At 65.4% G+C, this 20,208-nt stretch carries 17 protein-coding genes; 8 read left to right on the plus strand and 9 right to left on the minus strand.

Annotation, left to right across the window (positions count from 1 at the left end; all coding sequences use genetic code 11):
* Positions 1 to 62: 62 nt before the first annotated feature.
* Genes PHR85_RS07135 through PHR85_RS07145 form a run of 3 tightly spaced genes read left to right on the plus strand, consistent with a single transcriptional unit; the run spans position 63 to position 4,026 of the window.
* On the plus strand, positions 63 to 1,343 hold the full coding sequence (locus PHR85_RS07135; protein ID WP_300052319.1) for a glutamate-5-semialdehyde dehydrogenase: 1,281 nt from the start codon (positions 63 to 65) through the stop codon (positions 1,341 to 1,343).
* Between the two features lie 17 nt (positions 1,344 to 1,360).
* On the plus strand, positions 1,361 to 2,608 hold the full coding sequence (locus tag PHR85_RS07140; protein WP_300052322.1) for a hypothetical protein: 1,248 nt from the start codon (positions 1,361 to 1,363) through the stop codon (positions 2,606 to 2,608).
* Entirely contained in the window at positions 2,608 to 4,026 is a 1,419-nt protein-coding gene (locus PHR85_RS07145) for a Fic family protein (RefSeq protein ID WP_367278714.1), read from the plus strand. Before PHR85_RS07140 ends, PHR85_RS07145 begins: the two co-directional genes overlap by 1 nt.
* Here the strand turns inward: PHR85_RS07145 and PHR85_RS07150 are convergent.
* From PHR85_RS07150 to PHR85_RS07160, 3 genes are all read right to left on the minus strand, one after another.
* Positions 4,023 to 6,944, minus strand: a complete 2,922-nt coding sequence (locus tag PHR85_RS07150; protein WP_300052325.1) for a DEAD/DEAH box helicase family protein — start codon at positions 6,942 to 6,944, stop codon at positions 4,023 to 4,025. The two genes, PHR85_RS07145 and PHR85_RS07150, sit on opposite strands and share 4 nt — an antisense overlap.
* Before the next feature lie 16 nt (positions 6,945 to 6,960).
* The gene (locus PHR85_RS07155) at positions 6,961 to 9,225 is read right to left on the minus strand and encodes a dynamin family protein (protein WP_300052328.1); all 2,265 of its coding nucleotides are present in this window, start codon (positions 9,223 to 9,225) and stop codon (positions 6,961 to 6,963) included.
* A gap of 80 nt (positions 9,226 to 9,305) precedes the next feature.
* Complete coding sequence (locus PHR85_RS07160) at positions 9,306 to 9,557, minus strand: hypothetical protein (protein ID WP_300052331.1); 252 nt, start codon at positions 9,555 to 9,557, stop codon at positions 9,306 to 9,308.
* Between the two features lie 102 nt (positions 9,558 to 9,659).
* On the opposite strand from PHR85_RS07160, the gene PHR85_RS07165 reads away from it, so the two are divergent.
* Positions 9,660 to 10,070, plus strand: a complete 411-nt coding sequence (locus PHR85_RS07165; protein ID WP_300052334.1) for a transcriptional regulator — start codon at positions 9,660 to 9,662, stop codon at positions 10,068 to 10,070.
* 3 nt (positions 10,071 to 10,073) lie between these two features.
* On the opposite strand, the gene modC is transcribed toward PHR85_RS07165, so the two are convergent.
* From modC to modA, 3 genes are read right to left on the minus strand one after another with little or no spacing between them, the layout of a single operon-like run.
* Positions 10,074 to 11,156 (minus strand): molybdenum ABC transporter ATP-binding protein, encoded by a 1,083-nt coding sequence (gene modC / locus PHR85_RS07170; RefSeq protein ID WP_300052337.1) that lies wholly within the window; start codon positions 11,154 to 11,156, stop codon positions 10,074 to 10,076.
* On the minus strand, positions 11,153 to 11,842 hold the full coding sequence (modB, locus tag PHR85_RS07175) for a molybdate ABC transporter permease subunit (RefSeq protein ID WP_300052340.1): 690 nt from the start codon (positions 11,840 to 11,842) through the stop codon (positions 11,153 to 11,155). The genes modC and modB overlap by 4 nt, the downstream gene beginning before the upstream one ends.
* A gap of 3 nt (positions 11,843 to 11,845) precedes the next feature.
* Positions 11,846 to 12,592, minus strand: a complete 747-nt coding sequence (gene modA / locus PHR85_RS07180) for a molybdate ABC transporter substrate-binding protein (RefSeq protein WP_300052342.1) — start codon at positions 12,590 to 12,592, stop codon at positions 11,846 to 11,848.
* Between the two features lie 145 nt (positions 12,593 to 12,737).
* On the opposite strand from modA, the gene mnmA reads away from it, so the two are divergent.
* Both mnmA and PHR85_RS07190 read left to right on the plus strand, forming a co-directional pair.
* Complete coding sequence (gene mnmA, locus PHR85_RS07185) at positions 12,738 to 13,922, plus strand: tRNA 2-thiouridine(34) synthase MnmA (RefSeq protein WP_300052344.1); 1,185 nt, start codon at positions 12,738 to 12,740, stop codon at positions 13,920 to 13,922.
* Positions 13,923 to 14,145: 223 nt separating this feature from the next.
* A complete protein-coding gene (locus PHR85_RS07190; RefSeq protein WP_300052347.1) occupies positions 14,146 to 15,696 on the plus strand; it encodes a methyl-accepting chemotaxis protein in 1,551 nt (516 codons plus the stop codon).
* Between the two features lie 45 nt (positions 15,697 to 15,741).
* On the opposite strand, the gene PHR85_RS07195 is transcribed toward PHR85_RS07190, so the two are convergent.
* Positions 15,742 to 16,668, minus strand: coding sequence for a LysR family transcriptional regulator (locus tag PHR85_RS07195; protein WP_300052350.1), 927 nt, complete (start codon positions 16,666 to 16,668; stop codon positions 15,742 to 15,744).
* A 92-nt stretch (positions 16,669 to 16,760) separates the two neighbouring features.
* On the opposite strand from PHR85_RS07195, the gene PHR85_RS07200 reads away from it, so the two are divergent.
* Complete coding sequence (locus PHR85_RS07200) at positions 16,761 to 17,363, plus strand: NAD(P)H-dependent oxidoreductase (RefSeq protein ID WP_300052352.1); 603 nt, start codon at positions 16,761 to 16,763, stop codon at positions 17,361 to 17,363.
* Positions 17,364 to 17,434: 71 nt separating this feature from the next.
* A complete protein-coding gene (locus PHR85_RS07205) occupies positions 17,435 to 18,307 on the plus strand; it encodes a pirin family protein (RefSeq protein WP_300052356.1) in 873 nt (290 codons plus the stop codon).
* An 11-nt stretch (positions 18,308 to 18,318) separates the two neighbouring features.
* Here PHR85_RS07205 and PHR85_RS07210 read toward each other — a convergent pair whose 3' ends face one another.
* Together PHR85_RS07210 and PHR85_RS07215 are read right to left on the minus strand one after the other, a co-directional pair.
* Positions 18,319 to 18,849, minus strand: coding sequence for a single-stranded DNA-binding protein (locus tag PHR85_RS07210; protein ID WP_300052358.1), 531 nt, complete (start codon positions 18,847 to 18,849; stop codon positions 18,319 to 18,321).
* Positions 18,850 to 18,932: 83 nt separating this feature from the next.
* The gene (locus PHR85_RS07215) at positions 18,933 to 20,114 is read right to left on the minus strand and encodes an MFS transporter (RefSeq protein WP_300052510.1); all 1,182 of its coding nucleotides are present in this window, start codon (positions 20,112 to 20,114) and stop codon (positions 18,933 to 18,935) included.
* Positions 20,115 to 20,208: the final 94 nt, after the last annotated feature.

A 20,208-nucleotide genomic window follows, 5' to 3' on the forward strand; every position in this document is an offset into this window, starting at 1 on the left:
CGCGCGGCGTCCCCGACGCAGGCACTAGCAAGGCCGGCGATCATGGTGAGAAAATCCCTGCCATGAATGCCGAAACCACCACCGAATTGATGAACCGCCTGGGCCAGCAGGCCAAGGCCGCCTCCGCCCTGATGGCCCGTGCCAGCACCGCGCGCAAGGTCGCCGCGCTGCGCGCGCTGGCCGCGCTGCTGCGCGCCAACATCGAGCCGTTGCAGGCCGACAACGCCCGCGACCTGGAGCGCGCGCGCGCCGCCGGTCTCAGCGAGCCCATGGTGGACCGGCTCAAGCTCGGCCCCCAGGTGATCGAGACCTGCGCCGAAGGCTGCGAGCAGCTCGCCGCCATGCCCGACATCATCGGCGAGATCCTCGGCATGAAGCAGCAGCCCAGCGGCATCCGGGTCGGCCAGATGCGGGTGCCGATCGGCGTCTTCGGCATGATCTTCGAGAGCCGGCCCAACGTCACGATCGAGGCCGCCAGCCTGTCGATCAAGAGCGGCAATGCCTGCATCCTGCGCGGCGGCTCGGAGGCGATCGAGTCGAACAAGGCGCTGGCCAAGCTGGTGCAACAGGCGCTGGAGCAGGCCGGCCTGCCGGCCAACGCGGTGCAGCTCGTTCCCACCACCGACCGCGAGGCCGTGGGCGAGCTGATCACCATGCCGCGGTATGTCGACGTCATCATCCCACGCGGCGGCAAGGGCCTGATCGAGCGCATCAGCCGTGACGCCAAGGTGCCGGTGATCAAGCACCTCGACGGCAACTGCCACACCTATGTCGACGACCCCTGCGATGTCGCGATGGCGGTCAAGGTGGCCGACAACGCCAAGACGCAGAAGTACAGCCCCTGCAACGCGACCGAAAGCCTGCTGGTCGCGCGCGGCGTCGCGGCGGCGTTCTTGCCGAAGATCGGCGCCATTTATGCGCAGAAAGGCGTCGAGATGCGCTGCTGCCCGGTTTCGAAGACGATCCTGAGCCAGGTGCCGGGCGCCCAGCTGAAGGACGCGAGCGAACAGGACTGGTCCGAGGAATACCTGGCTGCGATCATCAGCGTCAAGGTGGTGGCCGGCATCGACGAGGCCGTTGCGCACATCAACAAGTATTCGAGCGGCCACACCGAGGCGATCCTGACCACCGACCACCGGCACGCGCAGCAATTCCTGCGCGAGGTCGACTCCAGCAGCGTGATGGTCAACGCCAGCACCCGCTTCGCCGACGGCTTCGAGTACGGCCTGGGCGCCGAGATCGGCATCAGCACCGACAAGTTCCACGCGCGCGGTCCCGTGGGCGTCGAAGGCCTGACCTCGCTCAAGTACGTGGTGCTGGGCGAGGGCGAGGTACGCGGCTGACACGATCCGGACACCCCATGACACGGAAGACCACCTGGGCGCGGCGCAAGCCGGCCACCGAGACCGACCCGCGCTTTGCCCCACTGCCCGATGCCGTGTCCGCGCCCGCCGCCGCACAGGCAAAGACCAGCACCACCACGGACCTGAGCGTGCAGCCGCAAGCCAAGGCCGAGCAGTCGTCCGCCGCGCGGGCCTTCCGGCGCGAAATGGCCAGGCTCGACCGCATCAAGGCTCAGCTGACCGAGATGCAGCAGCAAGGCCAGGGCTACAAGCTCCAGCTGAATCAGGTGCTGCAGCCGCTGCTGGACCAGCGCCTGGCCTGCATGCGCCAGATGGTGCTGACGCTCGACCCCTGGCTCGACGTCAAGACCAAGGGCCTGAGCAAGCTGCAGCGCCAGATGGCGCTCGACCTGGTCTGCCACCTCAGCGCCGAACTCGCGCAAACGGGCGATGCCGAAATGGCCGCGCTGCACGACCGGCGCAGCCCGGAAACGATCAGCGACAAGCAGCAGGCCGAGGCCGATGACATGCGCGAGCTGTTCGGCGCCATGTTCGAGGACATGTTCGGCACCGCGCCGCCGCCCGACATTGACGGCAACGACCCCGACGCCATGATGCGCGCCGCCATGGAGAAGATGGCGGCCATGGCAGCCGAGGAAGAGGAGCGCCGCCAGGCCAAGGCCGAGGCCCGCAAGGCCAAGCGCAAGCCCAGCGCCGCACAGCAGCAGGCCGAGCAGGCGCAGCAGGACGCCGACACGATGCTGCGCGGCATCTACCGCCAGCTCGCCAGCGCGCTGCACCCGGATCGCGCCGGCGACGAAGCCGAGCGCCAGCGCAAGAACGCGCTGATGGGCGAGGCCAACGCCGCCTACGAGCGCAAGGATCTGGTGACGCTGCTCAACCTGCAGCTGCAAGCCGAACTGGTCGATCCGGACCACCTGGAACGGCTCTCCGATGAACGACTCAAATCGCTGACCTTGCTGCTCAAGCGCCAGGTCGGTGACCTCGAGCGCGAGCGTCAGATCGAACAGGAGCGCTGGTGGCACGACCTCAAGCTGCCCAGGGGCATTCCACTGACGGCCGCTGCCCTGCAACAGAATCTGGAGCTGGAACGCCTGGCGCTCGAAGACCATCTGTTCTCGCTGAAGATCGATATCGAGACAGCAGGCGAGATCGCCACGCTCAAGCCCTGGCTCAACCGGCAGCGCCAGATGACGCGCGCGGCAGAGCGCCGGATGCAGCTGATGGACGACTTCCCGTTCTAATGCTGCGGTTTCAGCGCCGATTCAGAGCGGAAAAACCCGCTCTGAATGTCGCAAAAAATTGCGCAGAATTTGCAATTTTTCATAGTGCAGACAGGGTGCATAGAATGTCGCAGATGAAGACGAAAGTGATCACGCGCTACGACTCGCCGCATCAATTCGAGCCGCTGCTGCCCTCCGAGGCAGTCATGACGCCATTGCTGGAGCTGGCGAGCGATCTGACGCGCAAGGCCACGGCCCTGGGGACGACTTCGGGCCAGGCTGCCCAGTTCGAATTGCGCAAACTGCTGCGCAGCATGAACTCGTATTACACCAACCGCATCGAGGGTGAGCACACCCGCCCCAGCGACATCGAGCGCGCATTGCAGCAGGACTTTTCGGCCAATGCCGACCTGGCACGCAAGCAGCGCCTCGCAGTGACGCATATCCGGACCGAGGAACACTGCGAGGCCGAGCTGGACCGCAAAATGGCGGCCATGGGCGATGAGGCGGCACGGTGGCTGTACTCGCCAGACGCACTGTCCTGGCTGCACCGTGAGCTGTTCAGTGGCCTGCCTGCAGATGATCTCAAACTCTCCGATGGCAGCGCCATGGTGCCGGGTGCGTTCCGCCAGCGCGGCGTGGCCGTTGGAAGACATGAAGCCCCGACTTGGGAGTCGCTGCCGGGCTTTCTGAAACGCTGGCAGGAGGTCTATGCCGGCACCCGGCGCGGAGAAGCCTCCATCGTGGCGCTGGCCGCCGCGCACCACCGCCTGGCCTGGATGCACCCGTTCCTCGATGGCAATGGCCGTGTCACACGACTGCATAGCCACTTGCTGCTGCACAGCTGGGGACTGACCAACGGCTTGTGGTCGCCCTTGCGCGGTTTCGCCAGGACGGAGACGACATACAAAACCCTGCTGCAGGCCGCAGATGAACACCGGCGCGGTGATCTGGATGGCCGGGGCAATCTGACCCAGTCCGGCCTGATCGAGTGGATTCGGTACACCCTTGAGGTCTGCATCGATCAAGTCGAGTTCATGAGCCAACAGCTCAATGTCCAGGGCATGCGAGACCGCATCCAGGCTGCATTGGCCTACGAAACCGCAGTGGTCAAGTCCGGCGCGCGTGCAGAGGCCCTGATGCCATTGCATTACCTTTTTGCGACCCAGGGTGAACTGGGACGCGCCGATTTCAAGACCATGACCGGCCTGAGCGATCGACTGGCGACCGCCACCGTCTCGGCCCTGCTGCGGCGTGGGTTCCTGGCCACTGATTCGCCCTACGGCAGCTTGCGCTTCGCCATCCCGCGCCATGCGCTGCGGTTTTACTTTCCTGCCTTGTGGCCAGAAGCCGAGCAGGACCAGGCCCTGCTGGACGGCGAGGCCGGCCTGGTGTCCAGGTCATGCCGCAGACGACCGGCTGGGACAGAGCCAGCTTAGAGCAAGCTTTGCTGCAGCGAAGCCTGGGCCAGCGGACGCAGGCGGGCGTAATCCAGCAGTTCCGCCAGATGCGCCCCCTTGGCCTGCCACTCCAGCAGCACCGGCTCGGACAGCAGTACGTAATGCCAGGGCAGGCCCTGCCGGTGCTCCGGGGCCAGCGCGTTGATGCGCTCGCACCAAGCCAGCGCGGCCTTGAGCTTGCGCTGCACGTTCGGGTGGCTGACCTGCTGCGCGGCCTTGGTCTCGGCCAGATAGATCGCGTGCTCGGTCCGCACCAGGAAGTCGGGTGAGTAGAAGGCTGGCAGGCCGTCGTCCTTGACATAGCGTAGCCGCGCGAACGGATGACGCGTTTCGCTGATCTTACAGAAGGCCGCCACCTGCGCGTCGGCCTGCGCCCAGTGGATGAAGGCCTTTTCCAGCCCGCCATTGCGCGCCGGCCAGCCCTGCCGGGTGTAGATGCACTTGCTGACCGCCATCGAATGCGCCTCGCGCAGCATCAGGCGCGGCACTTCCGACAGCTGGCGAGCATGGACCTCGGTCTGGCCAGTCACCTGCTGTTGCTCCGACTCCAGCAACGCCACCGCGAACACCTGGGTGATGTGATCGACCACCGGCTGCAACAGCAACAGACGCCAGTTCTCGTCCTCGATCGGATTGAAGGCCTGGCCAAACAGCTGGGTCCAGATGTAGTCGTCGAGCCAGCCGGTCAGATCGGCGGTGTGGACCTGCAGATAGGGCTTGGCCAGGTGGGTAGCGATCTTGTTGCCCTTGGGCAGCGGCTCGCTCAAGGCCTGGCTGATGCGCCGCGTCAGGCGTGACAGATAGTCGTTGTAGCCACCAACGTTCATCACCGCGCCGTTGACGCGGTAGTCGCCGAACAGCGTGGCGCTCTGCAAGTCCTGCGAGACAAAGGTGTCGCCCTTGCCCAGCAGGCCGCGCAGCCCGTCAGCGCTCATGGCGGTGAAGGCGGGCAGTTCAGCGACATCGACGGCGGCATGCTCGCGAAACTCGTCTGCCTCCTGCAGGATGAAGGGAATGCCGAAATCAAATGCCTGATAACCCTCGCGCAGTTCGGTGGCCACCACGTCGCCGACCGCACTGGTGCCGTCGGACCCGTCGCCGCTGGTGCCGGCCAGGCCCTCGTTGATCAGGTCATCGTAGAAGGACTGGAACGCCGGGTGCTCGACGATGGACAGCACGTCGATCAGGCTGGCCGGCTCCTGACCCGCGTTGATGCGCTCGCGGTTCTCGCGCTTGATGTCCTCAAAATCCTGTCCGCGCCACATCAGGCGCAGGCCGCGACCTATGGTCTGCTCCAGCAGGATTTGCGCCTGGCTGGAGCGCAGCGGCACGATGACGCAGATGTTGTTGACGTCGAAGCCTTCGCGCAGCATCAGCACGCTGACGATGACGCGCGGCGTCGCGTGCCGGTCGACGTCGAACAGGCGCTCGCGCACCGGCGCCCAGTCCTTCTCGCCGAGTTCGGCCTTCCTGCCCGAGTCGATGGTCATGACCTCGTCGTCGCCCAGGCCTTCCTGCTCCCGCAGGAACTGCGCCACCAGCGGCGACACCGTGGTGTCCTCGCACACCACCAGCATCTTGGGATGGCGGCTCGGGTCCACCGAAGCGAAGTCTTTTTCCAGCTTGCGCAGCTTGGCCAGACCGGCGCGCAGCATCACGCGCTGGCCTTCGCTCAGGGTGGGATTGCCGGCCTCGTCGCGCTCGGCCTTGAACTCCAGCGGCAGCGCGCCGATTTCCTTGCGCCGGTCAAGCAGCAGCGACTTGACCAGCCCGGCGCGCATCGCGCTCTTGAGGTCGAAGTCGGTCACGATATGCGGGAAGTAAACCTTCTTCTTGTTCTTGCCGGTGCCGACGTCGTTGTACGGCGTGGCGGAAAAGTCCACCTGCACGAAGCGCCGCCCCTTGGGGGCCGCGATGCGGCTCAGGCTCTTCTGCCATTCGACCTCGGTGGTCTCGCCCTCGCGCCTGAGGTCGTGGATATGGTGGGCCTCGTCGTTGAACACCATCAGCTCGGGCAGGCCGGCCAGGTACTCCAGCACGTTGCCGCGCGCGTAACGGCGGTCCAGCAGGTCGAGGCTGTTGCCCGTGGCGCGGCCCGGCATCAGGGGCAGCACCTGACCCACCACCTGATGCGGCTCCAGCGGCGCGCCCAGGGCCTCGACGACCCCGACCTCATCGGCCACATCACCCTCGGCCAGCAAATGCCAGTTGGTGATGGCGATCATGCCGTTGCCAGTGGCCTTGAGGCCGATTTCCTGCTTGGCGCAGACATTGCCGCGCACGAAGGCGAACACCCGCTCGCGGTAGGCCTCGGGAATGAAGAGGTCGGCGAACTGCGCCAGGTCCGAGCGGCTGAAATCGCGCGAGCCATTGCCGTTCTCGACCAGCTTGCCGCAAAAGGCGTCGAGCAGCCGCTCGTACACGATCAGCCCCGGCGCCACCACCATGAAGTGCCGGGTGAAGCGCGCGTCGTCCACGCCCGCTTCCAGTGCCGCCGTCTTGTTCAACAGCTGCCAGATCAGCAGCGCCTGCAGCACCCAGGTCTTGCCGGTGCCGGTCGCCATCTTGAAGCAGTATTTGGGGTGCGCGTGCTTGGGCGCGGACACCTCGGCCAGCCTGGTGCCGGCCAGCAGCGCGTCGGGGGCCACGGCCTGGTACAGCTGCTGCAAGGTGGCGCTCCCCAGCACCTCGTGCGCCACGATGGCATTCAGGATCGCCTGCTTCTGGCCCTGATGGAAGTTGAGCCCGCCGCGCGTGGTGGTCTGCTCCTCGCCAAACCACCACAGCAGCAGCTCGGCCGTGGTCGGGGTCACCAGTTCGAGCAGGTCGGCCGCGCCATGCTCCAAGCCCAGGCAGAGCTGCTGGGTTTTGGCGGTCAGGGCGGCAGAGAGAACCAAGGGATTTTTTGTTCGCTCATAAACGAGGCGTCTTGTCGAGTGTGTAGCCTGTAGCCGCGGCCAGACCATGTTGAAAAGATGGTAGATTAACCGATTGCAGACAATCCAAGGCTTGCTGCAATTCAACGTCAATCGAATTAATGAAGTTCACAGCCGCCTCTTTCTGATTCGCCAAATTTTCAGCCGTGGTAGCCAGAATATTATCTGCCGCTTGCTCCAGCAGAACTTGCACATCGCTCAGGGCATCTCGAGGAGCAGCCTTGGCTGCAGTCAAAAAGAACTCTCCAAGCTCTCGACAGCTTTCCTGCAAATAATCGTTCAATGCATCCTTGAGCAAGGATTTAACCTCGCGATAAAAACTTTGCACTTCAAGATTTTGACGCGCGGTGGTTCCTGCCTCACAAATTTTCTCCAGCATAAATCGCTTATCAGCAACAAGATCGACCACGCCGTCAGTGACAAACTCATGGAGCAACTCAACAACCTTATTTTTCTTGGAAGTCGAAATTCTCTTGGCATGCGACAAGGACCGGTCTAACGATGCTTTCAGCTTGCCGGAAACATCCAACGACAATGTCGCGCCCAACTCCAACCGGATGGCAATGCGATCACTCTCTTGCGCCAAACGGTCAAGAAAAGTTCCGAACTGCGTGGCATACTGAACAAACTGCTCCGTATACCCATCCAGAAGCTGTTGGACCTTGGGAAAAACTGCGTTGGCAACACCGACCAGCAATCCGTTCAGATGACCCCACCCGCCGTTGCGACGCGTTTTCCAATGAATTCCCATATCATGGGACTCCAAGGCCGACAACGGTTGTTCCGCCAATACACCGATGTAACCCAGCAAGATTTCGTCCCGCAAGGATTGCTCGGCTAGATGATCGGTCAAGAGCTTGACTTGTTGCTCAACAGCCCGGGCAAACCTCTGGCTAGCCTGCCCAAATTCGTGGCGAAACGTGTCGAGCTTTTGCTCGGCTACCTCCTTGCTCTGGGTGCTTTGCATGACTTTCAGTTTTGTCTGCAGCACGGTCTGCAACTCCAGTAAGCTGCCACTGGCACCTTTGACAAGATTCTCGGCAGCCTGTGCCAAGCGAGACTCAGTAGACAACAAATACAGCAGGCTGCCCTTGAGCTTTTCCACGCCACCCGGATCTGTCGCATCAATCACGAACGGTAGCGATTTCTTTTCTTTCCAGTTTCGATGGAGGCGAGCCGAGGTAAATGCAATCGGCACCTGACCAAGTTGCTCCTGGTAGCGGTACAAGCTGTCGTCCTGACCCAAGTTGCTGAGTGTGTCTGAAATCTCACGGGCAATCTTCGTCCGCTCCCTAGCAATGCAGTCAGCAATGGATTCCGGCTCTTCATCGTTATCTTCAGCTTCCTCCAGTATCTTGCGATAGGTTTCATCAATTTGAGTCACAACGACAATCAGCTGCTTGACCGTCCCCTTGCGCAACAAGGACAAAAGAAATTCTTTTTCCGATTGACCATAAGATGCACCCGATTTTGTCAAGAACAACACCGCATCCACATCAGCCACGACTTTTTCTGTCAAGGTCACGCGGAAACGCTCTGTGTCATCCAACCCAGGAGTATCAATCAGAAGGACGCCCTGATCCAGAATTTCTGCCGGGGCAGTGATTTCAATCCTATCCACCAAGCAATGCAATGGACTATTGGCAGAAGTAAATTCCTTGAGCTTGCGCCGAAACTCAGTGACTGATTTCTTCGTTGCATCGGCTGCCAACTCCAGCGAGACAATACAGCCTCCGTCGTGAACATATTGCTGCTCCAGACCAGCGAGATCAAACGTCTTTTCAGGCTCACCCTCTTTGGTTTTTTTGGGCTTGGAGAAACTTTCCCAACTACTGATCCGATGTGCATCAAAGTTCTTCGGACTCTCCGCATACAGGACTTTGAGTTGCTGCCATTTCGTGCGATCCACAAACCCAATGCTGGCCTTTGTATTTGACCCATACTTGAAAGTCGTGACAGCGGCAGTTTCAGGAAGCGTCCCTTCACTGGCTAATTGGGTATTGAGCAATTCATTCACAAACGATGACTTACCTGCCTTGAAGCGCCCAACCACAGCGACCTTGTATTCACTGGGCACCTGCTGATTTTTCAGTAACTGCGCCAGTAAATCAGCAGTTCTCTTGCATTCCTTTCCGATGCTGGCCACCTTAATCGAGGATCGGTTTTGCAGTCCACCCTGCACCTGTGACAGATGGGCAGACAGGTCATGGATTTCTCGCCGGAGTTGTTTGGGCGTTTTCATAGATGGTTTCTGGATCAAATGAAGTGCGGTAAAGGTTGAGGATTCTGATCAGGCCGTAAGTTAGCTCAAAGCGCTTTGACCTATGCGGTCACCAGTGTGGCTTGCGGGCTATCGAGCAGGCTAACCTGGCCGGGCGCGAACACCTCGCGCTGCGCCGCGCGGCTCTGCTGCGTGATCCAGTCCTGCGCCGCGCTGTCGCGCGCCGGCAGCACCACCTCGCGCGTCTGCAGCCGCACGCGCGAGCGGCTCTCCAGGCTTTCGAGGATTTTTTCGGCTTGCTTGCGCCCGTTGGCGACGATCTCGGGCAGTTGTTCGAGCAGGGATTTGGGCATGCTGAGCGGCCTCAACCGCTAGTTGAGAGAAATCAAGTGAATGTTGAGATGATAATCAACAGGAACTTGTTTTCTTGTTCAAGCGCCTCTTAGCTTGCGGGGATGGACGAAAAGATCGAGTTCAGCCAGCGGCTACGGGACGCGATGGTCCGCGCGGGCTACGGCGCCAGCCCGTCGGTGCTGGAACATGAGTTCAATCTGCGCTGGCAGGGACGCTCCATCAGCAACCAGGCCGCGTGGGGCTGGCTCAACAACCGGGCCATCCCGACCCAGGACAAACTGCAGATCCTGGCTGAATGGCTCAAGGTGGAGCCCGAGGTGCTGCGCTTCGGCGAGAGGGTGAGACACAAGGTCGCCGAACAGCGCCAGCGCTGGGACGAAGGCGCGGGCTATCTGGAGCGCGAGACCTTCGACGCCTTCCTCAAGCTGCCGGCACCGCAACGCAAGATCATCCGCGAGGTCATCCTGACCTTCGCCAAGGCGCACGGAACAGCGGACAGCGACACGCGATAAGAACTACTCGATCACCGCCACCGACTTGACCTGAACCCAGACCTCGGTCTGCGGCGCCAGCCGCAGCGCGTTGACCGCCCTTTGCGTCACCCTGGCCAGCAGGCAGGCCTGGCCGCAGCGCAGCCTGACCAGCGCCTGTGACGGGTGTTCCCCGTCCGCGATCGATTCCACCCGGGCGCGCAGATGGTTCTGGATGCTGCTTTGCAGCGGTTCGCGCAGCGCGAGGCTGACGTCGCGCGCCAGCACCCGCAGCCGCAGCGGCTGGCCCAGCGGCAGGCCGTTGTCCCTGACCCAGAGGCTGCCGCCATCGAATTCGGCGCGGATCAGGTGCCAGGCCGCATCGCGCTCAGCCACCCGGGCCTGCACCAGCATACCGGCCTCCTCGCCCGCCAGCACGGGATGATCGATGGCCGACAGCAGCTCGACGACCGGGCCGGCAGCCCTGACCTGGCCGCCCTCCAGCACCACCAGCTGATCGGCCAGCCGCGTCACCTCGTCGGCCGAATGGGTCACGTAGAGCATCGGCAGGCTCAGTTCATCGCGCATCCTTTCGAGCCAGGGCATGATCTCGCGCCGGCGCGCCGGGTCGAGCGCCGACAGCGGCTCGTCGAGCAGCAGCAGCCGGGGCTGGGTGGCCAGCGCGCGCGCGATCGCCACCCGCTGGCGCTCGCCGCCCGACAGCTGTGCCGGCGAGCGCGGCAGCAGATGGCCGATGCCGAGCAGCTCGATGGCAGCCGCCAGCGCGGCCGGCCCGCCCGTCCTGCCGCTGCGGCGCAGGCCGAATTCGAGGTTGCGCCTGACGTCGAGATGATCGAACAGGCTGGCCTCCTGGAACACGTAACCCAGGTCGCGGCGCCAGGTCGGCAACCTGAGCCCGGTGGCATCATCCTGCCAGGTCTCGCTGCCGATGCGCACCAGGCCGCGCGCCTGCGGCTCCAGGCCCGCCACGCAGCGCAGCAGCGTGGTCTTGCCGGAGCCCGACGGACCGAACAGCGCCGAAATGCCCCGCCCTGGCAGTTCAAGCCTCACCGACAGACCGAAATCCTGCCGCCGCAGGTCCAGCCGGAGGCAGAGGCTTTCGCTCATGGCAGCACCCGTCCCGCGCGCCGCTTCAGCAGCGACAGGCCCAGCAGCACGATGAAGGAAAACAGCAGCATGCCGCCGGCCAGCCAGTGCGCCTGCGCGTACTCCATCGCTTCCACATGGCCGTAGATCTGGGTCGAGACCACCCGCGTCTGGCCGGGAATATTGCCGCCGATCATCAGCACGACGCCGAACTCGCCCACCGTGTGGGAAAAGCTCAGGATGGCCGCCGTCACGATGCCCGGGCGCGCCAGCGGCAGCGCGACCGAGAAGAAGGCATCGAGCGGGCTGGCGCGCAGGGTAGCGGCCACCTCCAGCGGCCGGGTGCCGATCGCCTCGAAGGCATGCTGGATCGGCTGCACGGCGAACGGCAACGAGAAGATCACCGAGCCGATCAGCAGCCCGCTGAAGGTAAACGACAGCACGCCCCAGCCCAGCGCCTGCGTCAGCTGGCCCAGCGGGCCATGCGGCCCCAGCGCGACCAGCAGATAGAAACCCAGCACCGACGGCGGCAGCACCAGCGGCAAGGCCACGACCGCGCCGACGGGAGCGCTCCAGCGCGATGAAGCGTTGGCCAGCCACCAGGCCAGCGGAATCGCGATCAGCAGCAGCAGCAGCGTGGTCAGGCTGGCCAGCTCCAGCGTAAGCCGGATCGCCGCCAGCGCTTCGTCATCGAGCGGAATCACCATGGTTCAGATCTCGTAGCCGAAGCCGCGGATCAGGGCGCGGGCCTGCTCGCCCTTGAGGAAGGCCAGCAGCGCGCTGGCCGCCGGATTGCCCTGGCCGGCGTTCAGCAGCACCGCATCCTGCCGGATCGGGGCATGCAGGCGGGCGGGCACGATCCACGCCGAGCCCTGCGCGATGCGGCCTGCCGTCTGGACCTGTGACAGCGCCACGAAGCCGAGCTGCGCGTTTCCGGTCGCGACGAACTGGTAGGTCTGGCCGATGTTGTCGCCCTGGACCATTTTGGGCCTGAGTCTGTCCAGCAGCCCGAGTTTGTTCAGCGTCTCGATGGCGGCCGAGCCGTAAGGCGCCAGCTTGGGGTTGGCCAGCGCCAGCCGCTGGAACCGGCCGGAGCGCAACAGCTCGCCCTGGTCGTCGACCAGGCCGGGCTGGCGGCTCCACAGCACCAGCCGGCCGGTGGCGTAGGTGAAGCGCGAGCCCGCCACCGCCAGGCCTTCCTGCTCCAGCTTGAGCGGCGTCTCGTCGTCCGCCGCCAGCAGGACCTCGAACGGCGCACCATGGCGGATCTGGGCATGGAAGCTGCCCGTGGCGCCGAAGGACAGCACGGCCTGGTGGCCGGTCTCCTGCTCGAAGGCCTGGGCCAGCTGGCGCATCGGCGCGGTGAAGTTGGCGGCGACCGCCACCTTGACCTCGGCCGCTCGCGCCTGGGCCAGCAGCGCCAGACCGGCTAGGAAGAAAGTGAAGAGCCTGGACATGGATCGCTCGCGGTTCTGTTCTGGAATCGCGATTATCGGCGGGCTGCCCCGGCAAGCCATGGCTGCGGTGGATGAGGCGGGCCTCGGTGTGGCGGGGATTTTCCGGCCCGGGACTGCGAACGGCCCGCGCTGGGATAATCCCGCCATGGCAAACAAACAACGTGTCGTCGTCGGTCTCTCGGGCGGGGTGGACTCCGCGGTCAGCGCCTGGCTGCTCAAGCAGCAGGGCTACGAGGTGATCGGCATCTTCATGAAGAACTGGGAGGACGACGACGACAGCGAATACTGCTCGTCGCGCCAGGACTTCCTCGACGCGGCCAGCGTGGCCGACGTGCTCGGCATCGACATGGAGCATGTCAACTTCGCGGCCGAATACAAGGACCGCGTCTTCGCCGAGTTCCTGCGCGAGTACCAGGCCGGCCGCACGCCGAACCCCGACATCCTGTGCAACGCCGAGATCAAGTTCAAGGCCTTCCTGGATCACGCGATGCGCCTCGGCGCCGACAAGATCGCGACCGGCCATTACTGCCGGGTGCGCGTCGACGAGGCCAGCGGCAGGCACCAGCTGCTCAAGGGCCGCGACCCGCTGAAGGACCAGAGCTATTTCCTGCACCGGCTGAATCAGGCGCAATTGAGCAAGGCGATGTTCCCGGTCGGCGAGCTGCCCAAGACCGAGGTGCGCCGCATCGCCGACGAGATCGGCCTGCCCAACGCGAAGAAGAAGGACTCGACCGGCATCTGCTTCATCGGCGAACGGCCGTTCCGCGACTTCCTGAACCGCTACATCCAGAAGGCGCCCGGCGCGATCCGCGACGACCAGGGCCGGGTGATCGGCCAGCATGTGGGCCTGAGCTTCTACACCCTGGGCCAGCGCCAGGGCCTGGGCATCGGCGGCGTCAAGGAGCAGGGATCGGCCAAGGGCGGCAGCGAGCACCAGCCCTGGTTCGTCGCGCGCAAGGAGGTCGCGAGCAACACGCTCTGGGTGGTGCGGGGCCATGACCACCCCTGGCTGCTGTCGCCGCTGCTGCAGGCCGAGGACGCGAGCTGGGTCGCGGGCGAGCCGCCAGCGCCGGGCCGCTACGGCGCCAAGACCCGCTACCGCCAGGCCGACGCGGCCTGCCTGCTGGCGCCCAACGGCGACGGCGCCTTCGCGCTCGGCTTCGACGAGCCGCAATGGGCGGTCACGCCGGGCCAGAGCGCGGTGCTGTACGACGGCGATGTCTGCCTGGGCGGCGGCGTGATCCATTCCGCCAGCGCGACCGAGGCACCGCTGCCCGAGCTGCCGCCCGAGCCCAGGCCACGCCGCCACAAGGCCAAGGCCAAGAACTGAAACCAGGTCGCGCTCCTGGTCAAGCATGGCCAACAAGTCCTGTAGAACCATCACGCGATGCCGCCCGCGCGGCAAGGTCTGATCCGCCCTCATCGCTTTGGCCAGCACCAGCACGAAGCCTGGCTGGCGACAGCAGAATTTTATCATTTGCATATTCAATATAACTATATTTATGTCATATAAGATATGACCAGAAAAATATCACCATCATTAGAATTCAAATATGAAACCATCAGATTTCAAAATCGGGACAAGGCTTGGCGCATCATTCGGAATCATTACGCTGATGATGATCATTCTGTCTCTTTCCAGCATCAATATGATGAGCTTAATCAATGGAAACATTGATGACATCGTCTTGAACAACAACGCCAAGGCCGCGCTCAGCAACAACCTCTCGCAGCAGGTCCACGCCGTCTCGCGCCTGACGCGCAATATCGTGATGATCAACGACGTCGAGGAAAGAAAGCGCGAAATCGACAAGATCAATGCGGTCCGCATCGCCTACGACCACGCCCGTGCCGAGCTCGAGAAACTGCCCGCCAATGAGGAGGGGCGGGCGTTGCGTGCCAGGATCGATGCCGGCCTTCAGCTGGCGCGCTCGCTCAACAGCCAGGTCATCGCGCTGAGCCTGGAGAACAAGACCGAGGAAGCCAGGGCGCTGTTGCGGGAAAAGGCCGCACCGGCCACCGACCAGTGGCAAGACATACTGCAGGAAGGCATCAAGCTGCAGGAGCAGCACACCCAGCAGCAATATGAAGCCGCCAAGGCCGAGTACCAATTCGCGCGCGGCGTGCTGATCGCCGGCAACGTCCTGGGCATCGCGGCCGCTGCCCTGCTCGGCTGGTTGATGACGCGCTCGGTGACAGGCCCGATGGCGCGCACCCAGGAGGCCGTCCGCCGCCTGAGCAACGGAGACCTGACCGTGGCGCTGCGGGCCGAGGGCAAGGACGAGACCGCGCAACTGATCGCCGCCCTTGAACAGATGAAGGAGCATCTGGCCCAGACCGTCCAGCAGGTGCGCCAGAGTTCCGAAAGCCTTGCCAGCAGCAGCGACCAGATCGCCAGCGATACCCACGCGATGAGCCAGCGCACCGAGGAGCAGGCCAGCGCGCTGGAACAAACCGCCGCCTCGATGGAGGAGCTCGGCGGCACGGCGCGCCAGAACGCCGACAACATCCAGCAGGCCAACCAGCTCGCGCTCAACGCGTCCAACGTGGCGACCAAGGGAGGCGATGTCGTCGACCAGGTCATCAGCACCATGAAGGGCATCAACGAAGCCTCGACCAAGATCGCCGCCATCATCAACGTGATTGATGGCATCGCGTTCCAGACCAACATCCTGGCGCTCAACGCGGCGGTCGAGGCCGCCCGCGCGGGCGAGCAGGGCCGTGGCTTCGCGGTGGTCGCGAGCGAGGTGCGCACGCTGGCGCAGCGCAGCGCCGAGGCCGCCAAGGAGATCAAGGGCCTGATCACGACCAGCGTCGAACGCGTCGAGCAAGGCGCCGCGCTGGTCGACCAGGCGGGACACACCATGGCCGACGTGGTCACCTCGATCAAGCATGTGACCGACCTGATGCGCGACATCAGCGTCGCGAGCCTGGAACAAAGCGCCAACGTGGCCCAGGCCGGTACGGCCATGGGACAGATGGATATCGTGACGCAGAAGAACGCCTCCTTCGTCGAGGAGAGCGCCGCCGCCGCCGAGCACCTGAAGCAGCAGGCGCATGAGCTGGTCCGGGCCGTCGGCGTGTTCAAGCTGGCGGCGGCGTGAGCCGGCGTTTTCCCCGCCTCGCCGGCATATGACCGGCGCGACCGCTCAGGCGGCCCGTGCGTCGCGGCCCGACAAGGCCGTCTGCAGCATGTCGATGAAGACGCGGGTCTTGGCCGGCATCAGCTTGCGGCCCGGGAACACCGCCCAGGCGGCATGCGGCGGCAGGCACCAGTCCGGCAGCACCCGGCGCAGCAAGCCGCGCTGCAGCATCGGCTGGGCAAACAGGTCGGGCACGGCCGCGATGCCGCCCCCGGCGCGCGCCAGGCGGATCAGCAGCTCGGGCGAATTGGCGCTGACCCGGCCCGGTGGCAGGCCTTCCCAGACCTGATCGCCGTGGCGCAGCGTCCAGGGCGCCGGCTCGCCCTGCCCGCCCAGCAGCCGCACCGCCTGATGCCGCGGCAGCTCGTCGGGGTGGGCCGGCTCGCCACGCTCGGCCAGGTAATCGGGCGAGGCATAGAGGCCGTTGGAGAACACCGTCAGCCGGCGCGCGGCCAGCCAGGCGTCGTCGGGCAGCGCGCCGATGCGCACCGCGACATCGATGTCCTCGGCCAGCAGATCGACCCGGCGTGGCGACAGGTCGAGCTCCAGCGTGATGGCCGGGTGCAGCGCGATGAAGGCCGCCAGCATCTCGCCCAGGAACAGGTTGGCGAAGTCACTCGGCATCGAGACGCGCAGCCGCCCGCTCGGCGCGGCCTGGCGCTGTTCGCGCAGCGCCGCCACCGCCTCGACTTCGAGCACCACCTGATGCGCGTGTTCCAGCAGCTGGCGACCGAAGTCGGTCAGCTGCTGGCGCCTTGTCGTGCGCTGCAGCAGGCGCTCGCCGAGCTGGGTTTCCAGCCCGGCCACGCGGCGCGACACCGTGGACTTGGGGCAACCGAGTCGTTCGGCGGCGCGGCTGAAGCTGCCGAGCTCGGCCACGCGGGCAAAGATCAGCAGGTCGTTGGGATCGATGGCGTCGGTCGATTGTTCCATTGCAGAAACAATGATATCCATCAAGAGGTATTCACAGCCAAACCAACAACAAATACAGTAGAGCCATTCCCTCCCCACTCAAGGAAACGACCATGAAGATCCTGCAAATCAACGCCAGTGCCCGCCGTGAAGGCGCCAACTCGACCAAGGTCGCCAACCGCGTCACCGAGCGTCTGCAAGCCGCCAACCCGGGCGCCGAAGTCACGCTGCGCGACCTGGCCGCCAACCCGGTGCCGGTGCTCGACGAAACCATGCTGGGTGCCCTGTTCACCCCGGCCGAGCAGCGCAGCGCCGAGCAGGCCGCCGCCGTCGCCACCTACGACGCGCTGATCGCCGAACTGCAGGCTCACGATGCGATCGTGCTGGGCGTGCCGATGTACAACTTCGGCGTCTCGTCGCAGTTCAAGAGCTGGATCGATGCCGTGGCCCGCGCCGGCGTGACCTTCCAGTACACCGCGACCGGCCCGCAAGGCCTGGTCAAGGGCAAGACCGTCTACGTCGCCTTCGCCCGTGGCGGCCTGTACCGCGACACCCCGAACGACAGCCAGACCCCTTACCTGAAGTCGGTGCTGGGCTTCCTCGGCATGACCGACGTGCGTTTCGTCTTCGCCGAAGGCCTGAACATGGGCCCGGAAGCCGCCGCCAAGGGCTTCGCCCAGGCCGAGGCCGATCTGGAAGCCGCGCTGGCCGCCTGATCCCCCTCGATTGAATGCAACGCGGGGCGCGCCCACCCGGGCCGTGCCCTGCCATCAGGAAAGTGCCGACCATGACCCCGAACGCCACCCCCGCTACCGTCGTCAGCCAGCCGCGCCGCGTCGAACGCCTGATCGTCGGCCACCCGACCTCGGACGGCGCCGGCGTCAAGCTCACCCGCCTGCTGACGCAGGACCTGCAGCGCCGGCTCGACCCTTTCCTGATGCTCGACGCCTTCGGCAGCGAGAATCCGGACGACTACATCGCCGGCTTCCCCGACCATCCGCATCGCGGCTTCGAGACCGTGACCTACATGATCGCCGGTCGCATGCTGCACCGCGACAGCGCGGGCCACGAGGGCCTGCTGCAGAACGGCGACGTGCAGTGGATGACGGCCGGCAGCGGCCTGATCCACTCCGAGATCCCGCAGCAGGAAGCCGGCGTGATGGAAGGCTTCCAGCTCTGGCTCAACCTGCCGGCGCGCGACAAGATGAATCCGCCCTGGTATCGCGACATCGGGCAGGCCGAGCTGCCCGGGTTCACCACGGCCGAGGGCGTGGCGGTCACGGTGATCGCGGGCGAAAGCCATGGCGTGACCGGCGCGGTGACGCGCGAGGCGACCGCGCCGACCTATCTGGACCTGCACCTGCCGGCTGGCGCCCGCTTCGAGCAGGCCTTGCCGGCCAGCCACAACGCCTTCATCTATGTCTACCGTGGCGCGGTCAGCCTGGGCGGCCAGGCCGTGCCGATGCAACGCATGGCGATCCTGGCCAACTCGTCCGAAGCCGACGGCGTGCGCATCGAGGCCAGCGAGGACGCCCGGGTGCTGCTGATCGCGGGCCAGCCGCTGGGCGAGCCGATCGCGCAGTACGGCCCCTTCGTCATGAACACCGAGGCCGAGATCTACCAGGCGATCCAGGACTTCCGGGCCGGCAAGCTGGGCTGAGGTTTTTCTGATCAGAACGGCACGTCGTCGTCCATGTCCTCGAAGCCGCTGTGGGTCGGTGCCGCGGCGGGTGCGGGCGCCGGACGCGGTGCCGGGGCGGGACGGGACGCCATGGGCGGGCGCGCCGCTGGCGCCGCCGCGCGCGGGGCGTAGGCCGGGCGCTCGCCGCCCTCTTCCATGCCACCCCGGTCGCCGCCACCCATGCCTTCGCGGCTGCCGAGCAGCTGCAGCTCGGTCGCGATGATGTCGACCGTGTTGCGCTCGACGCCGGACTGGTCGGTGTACTTGCCGTACTTCAGGCGGCCCTCGACGTAGATCGGGCGGCCCTTCTTGACATATTCACCGGCGATCTCGGCCAGGCGGTCGAAGAACTGGACGCGGTGCCACTGGGTGTCCTCGACCATCTCGCCGCTGTTGCGGTCCTTGCGCCGGCTCGAAGTCGCGAGCGTGACGTTGGCGACCGCCGCGCCCGAGGGCAGGTAGCGGATTTCGGCGTCGCGGCCGACGTTGCCGACCAGGATGACTTTGTTGACGGATGCCATGTGTGGGACCTCTCTAAGCAGTGTTCAGGGCTGGGATTGTGCAGCATTTGATCCGCTGGCAACAGGCCGGCGGAGCGCGGTTTTCAATGCCGGGTCGGCCCCGCCACGGCCGGCGCCTTCATCGGCCAGGCCAGCAGCAGCCAGAGCAGCGACAACACAGCGCAGACGCCGAACACGCCCGCGCTGCCCTGGGTCTTGGCCAGCCAGCCGCCGACCGCGCCGCCCGCGAAGAAGCCCAGCGACTGCAGCGTGTTGTAGACCCCCAGCGCGGTGCCGCGATGCGCGGCCGGCGCCAGCCGCGAGACCAAGCTGGGCTGGCTGGCTTCCAGCATGTTGAAGCCGGTGAAGAACAGGCACAGCAGTGCCGCCGCGCCCCAGATCGATGGAGCGTCGCCCAGCGCCAGCAAGCCCAGCTGCACGGCCGCGATCAGCGCGATCGAGAACAGGAACACCGCGCGCAGGTGGCCCTTGCGCTCCAGCCGGAACAGCACGCCACCCATGACCAGGAAGGACAGCAGCACCGCCGGCAGGTAGACCTGCCAGTGCTCGGCGGCGGCCAGCCCGGACCGCACCAGCACGGCCGGCACGGCCATCCACATCGACAGCTGCACCGCGTGCAGCGCGAACACGCCGAAGTCCAGTCGCAGCAGGCCGGCGTGCGTCAGCACCTCGCGCAGCCCACCACGGCCGGCATCGCGCTGCTGGGCCGGCTCGGGCGGCACCACCCAGGCCACCACCGCCATGCCGGCCAGCGCCAACGCGGCCGTGAGCCCGAAGATGCCACGCAGGCCGATCCGCGCCGCCAGCAGCGGCGCCAGCACCAGCGAGAGCGCGAACATCAAGGCGATGCCGATGCCGACCAGCGCCATCGCCTTGGTGCGCACGCTGTCGCGGGTGACGTCGGCCAGGAAGGCCGTGACCGCGGCCGAGATCGCGCCCGCGCCCTGGATCGCGCGCCCAGCCACCAGCCACTGCACGCTGGGCGCCCAGGCCGCCACCCCGCTGCCGAGCGCGAACAGCGCCAGCCCGAGCAGGATCACCGGCTTGCGGCCCCAGCGGTCCGACGCCATGCCGAGCGGAATCTGCAGCAGGGCCTGGGTCAGACCATAGGTCCCCATGGCAAGGCCGACCAGCGCGGTATCGTCGCCGCCGGGGTAACGGCGCGCCTCCAGCGCGAACACCGGCAGCACCAGGAACAGCCCCAGCATGCGCAGGGCGAAGATGGAGGCGAGCGAGAAACTGGCGCGGCGTTCGCCGGCAGTCATGCGGTTGGGATCGGTCTGGATGGCGGGCACGGCGGGTGGGGCGGCCAGCCGCGCCGGCGGCTGCCGGACGGCGACCGCTGGGGTAGCGGGCGAA

Origin of the sequence: Malikia sp. (assembly GCF_028687635.1) — a bacterium.
In the GTDB taxonomy this organism is placed as follows: domain Bacteria; phylum Pseudomonadota; class Gammaproteobacteria; order Burkholderiales; family Burkholderiaceae_C; genus Malikia.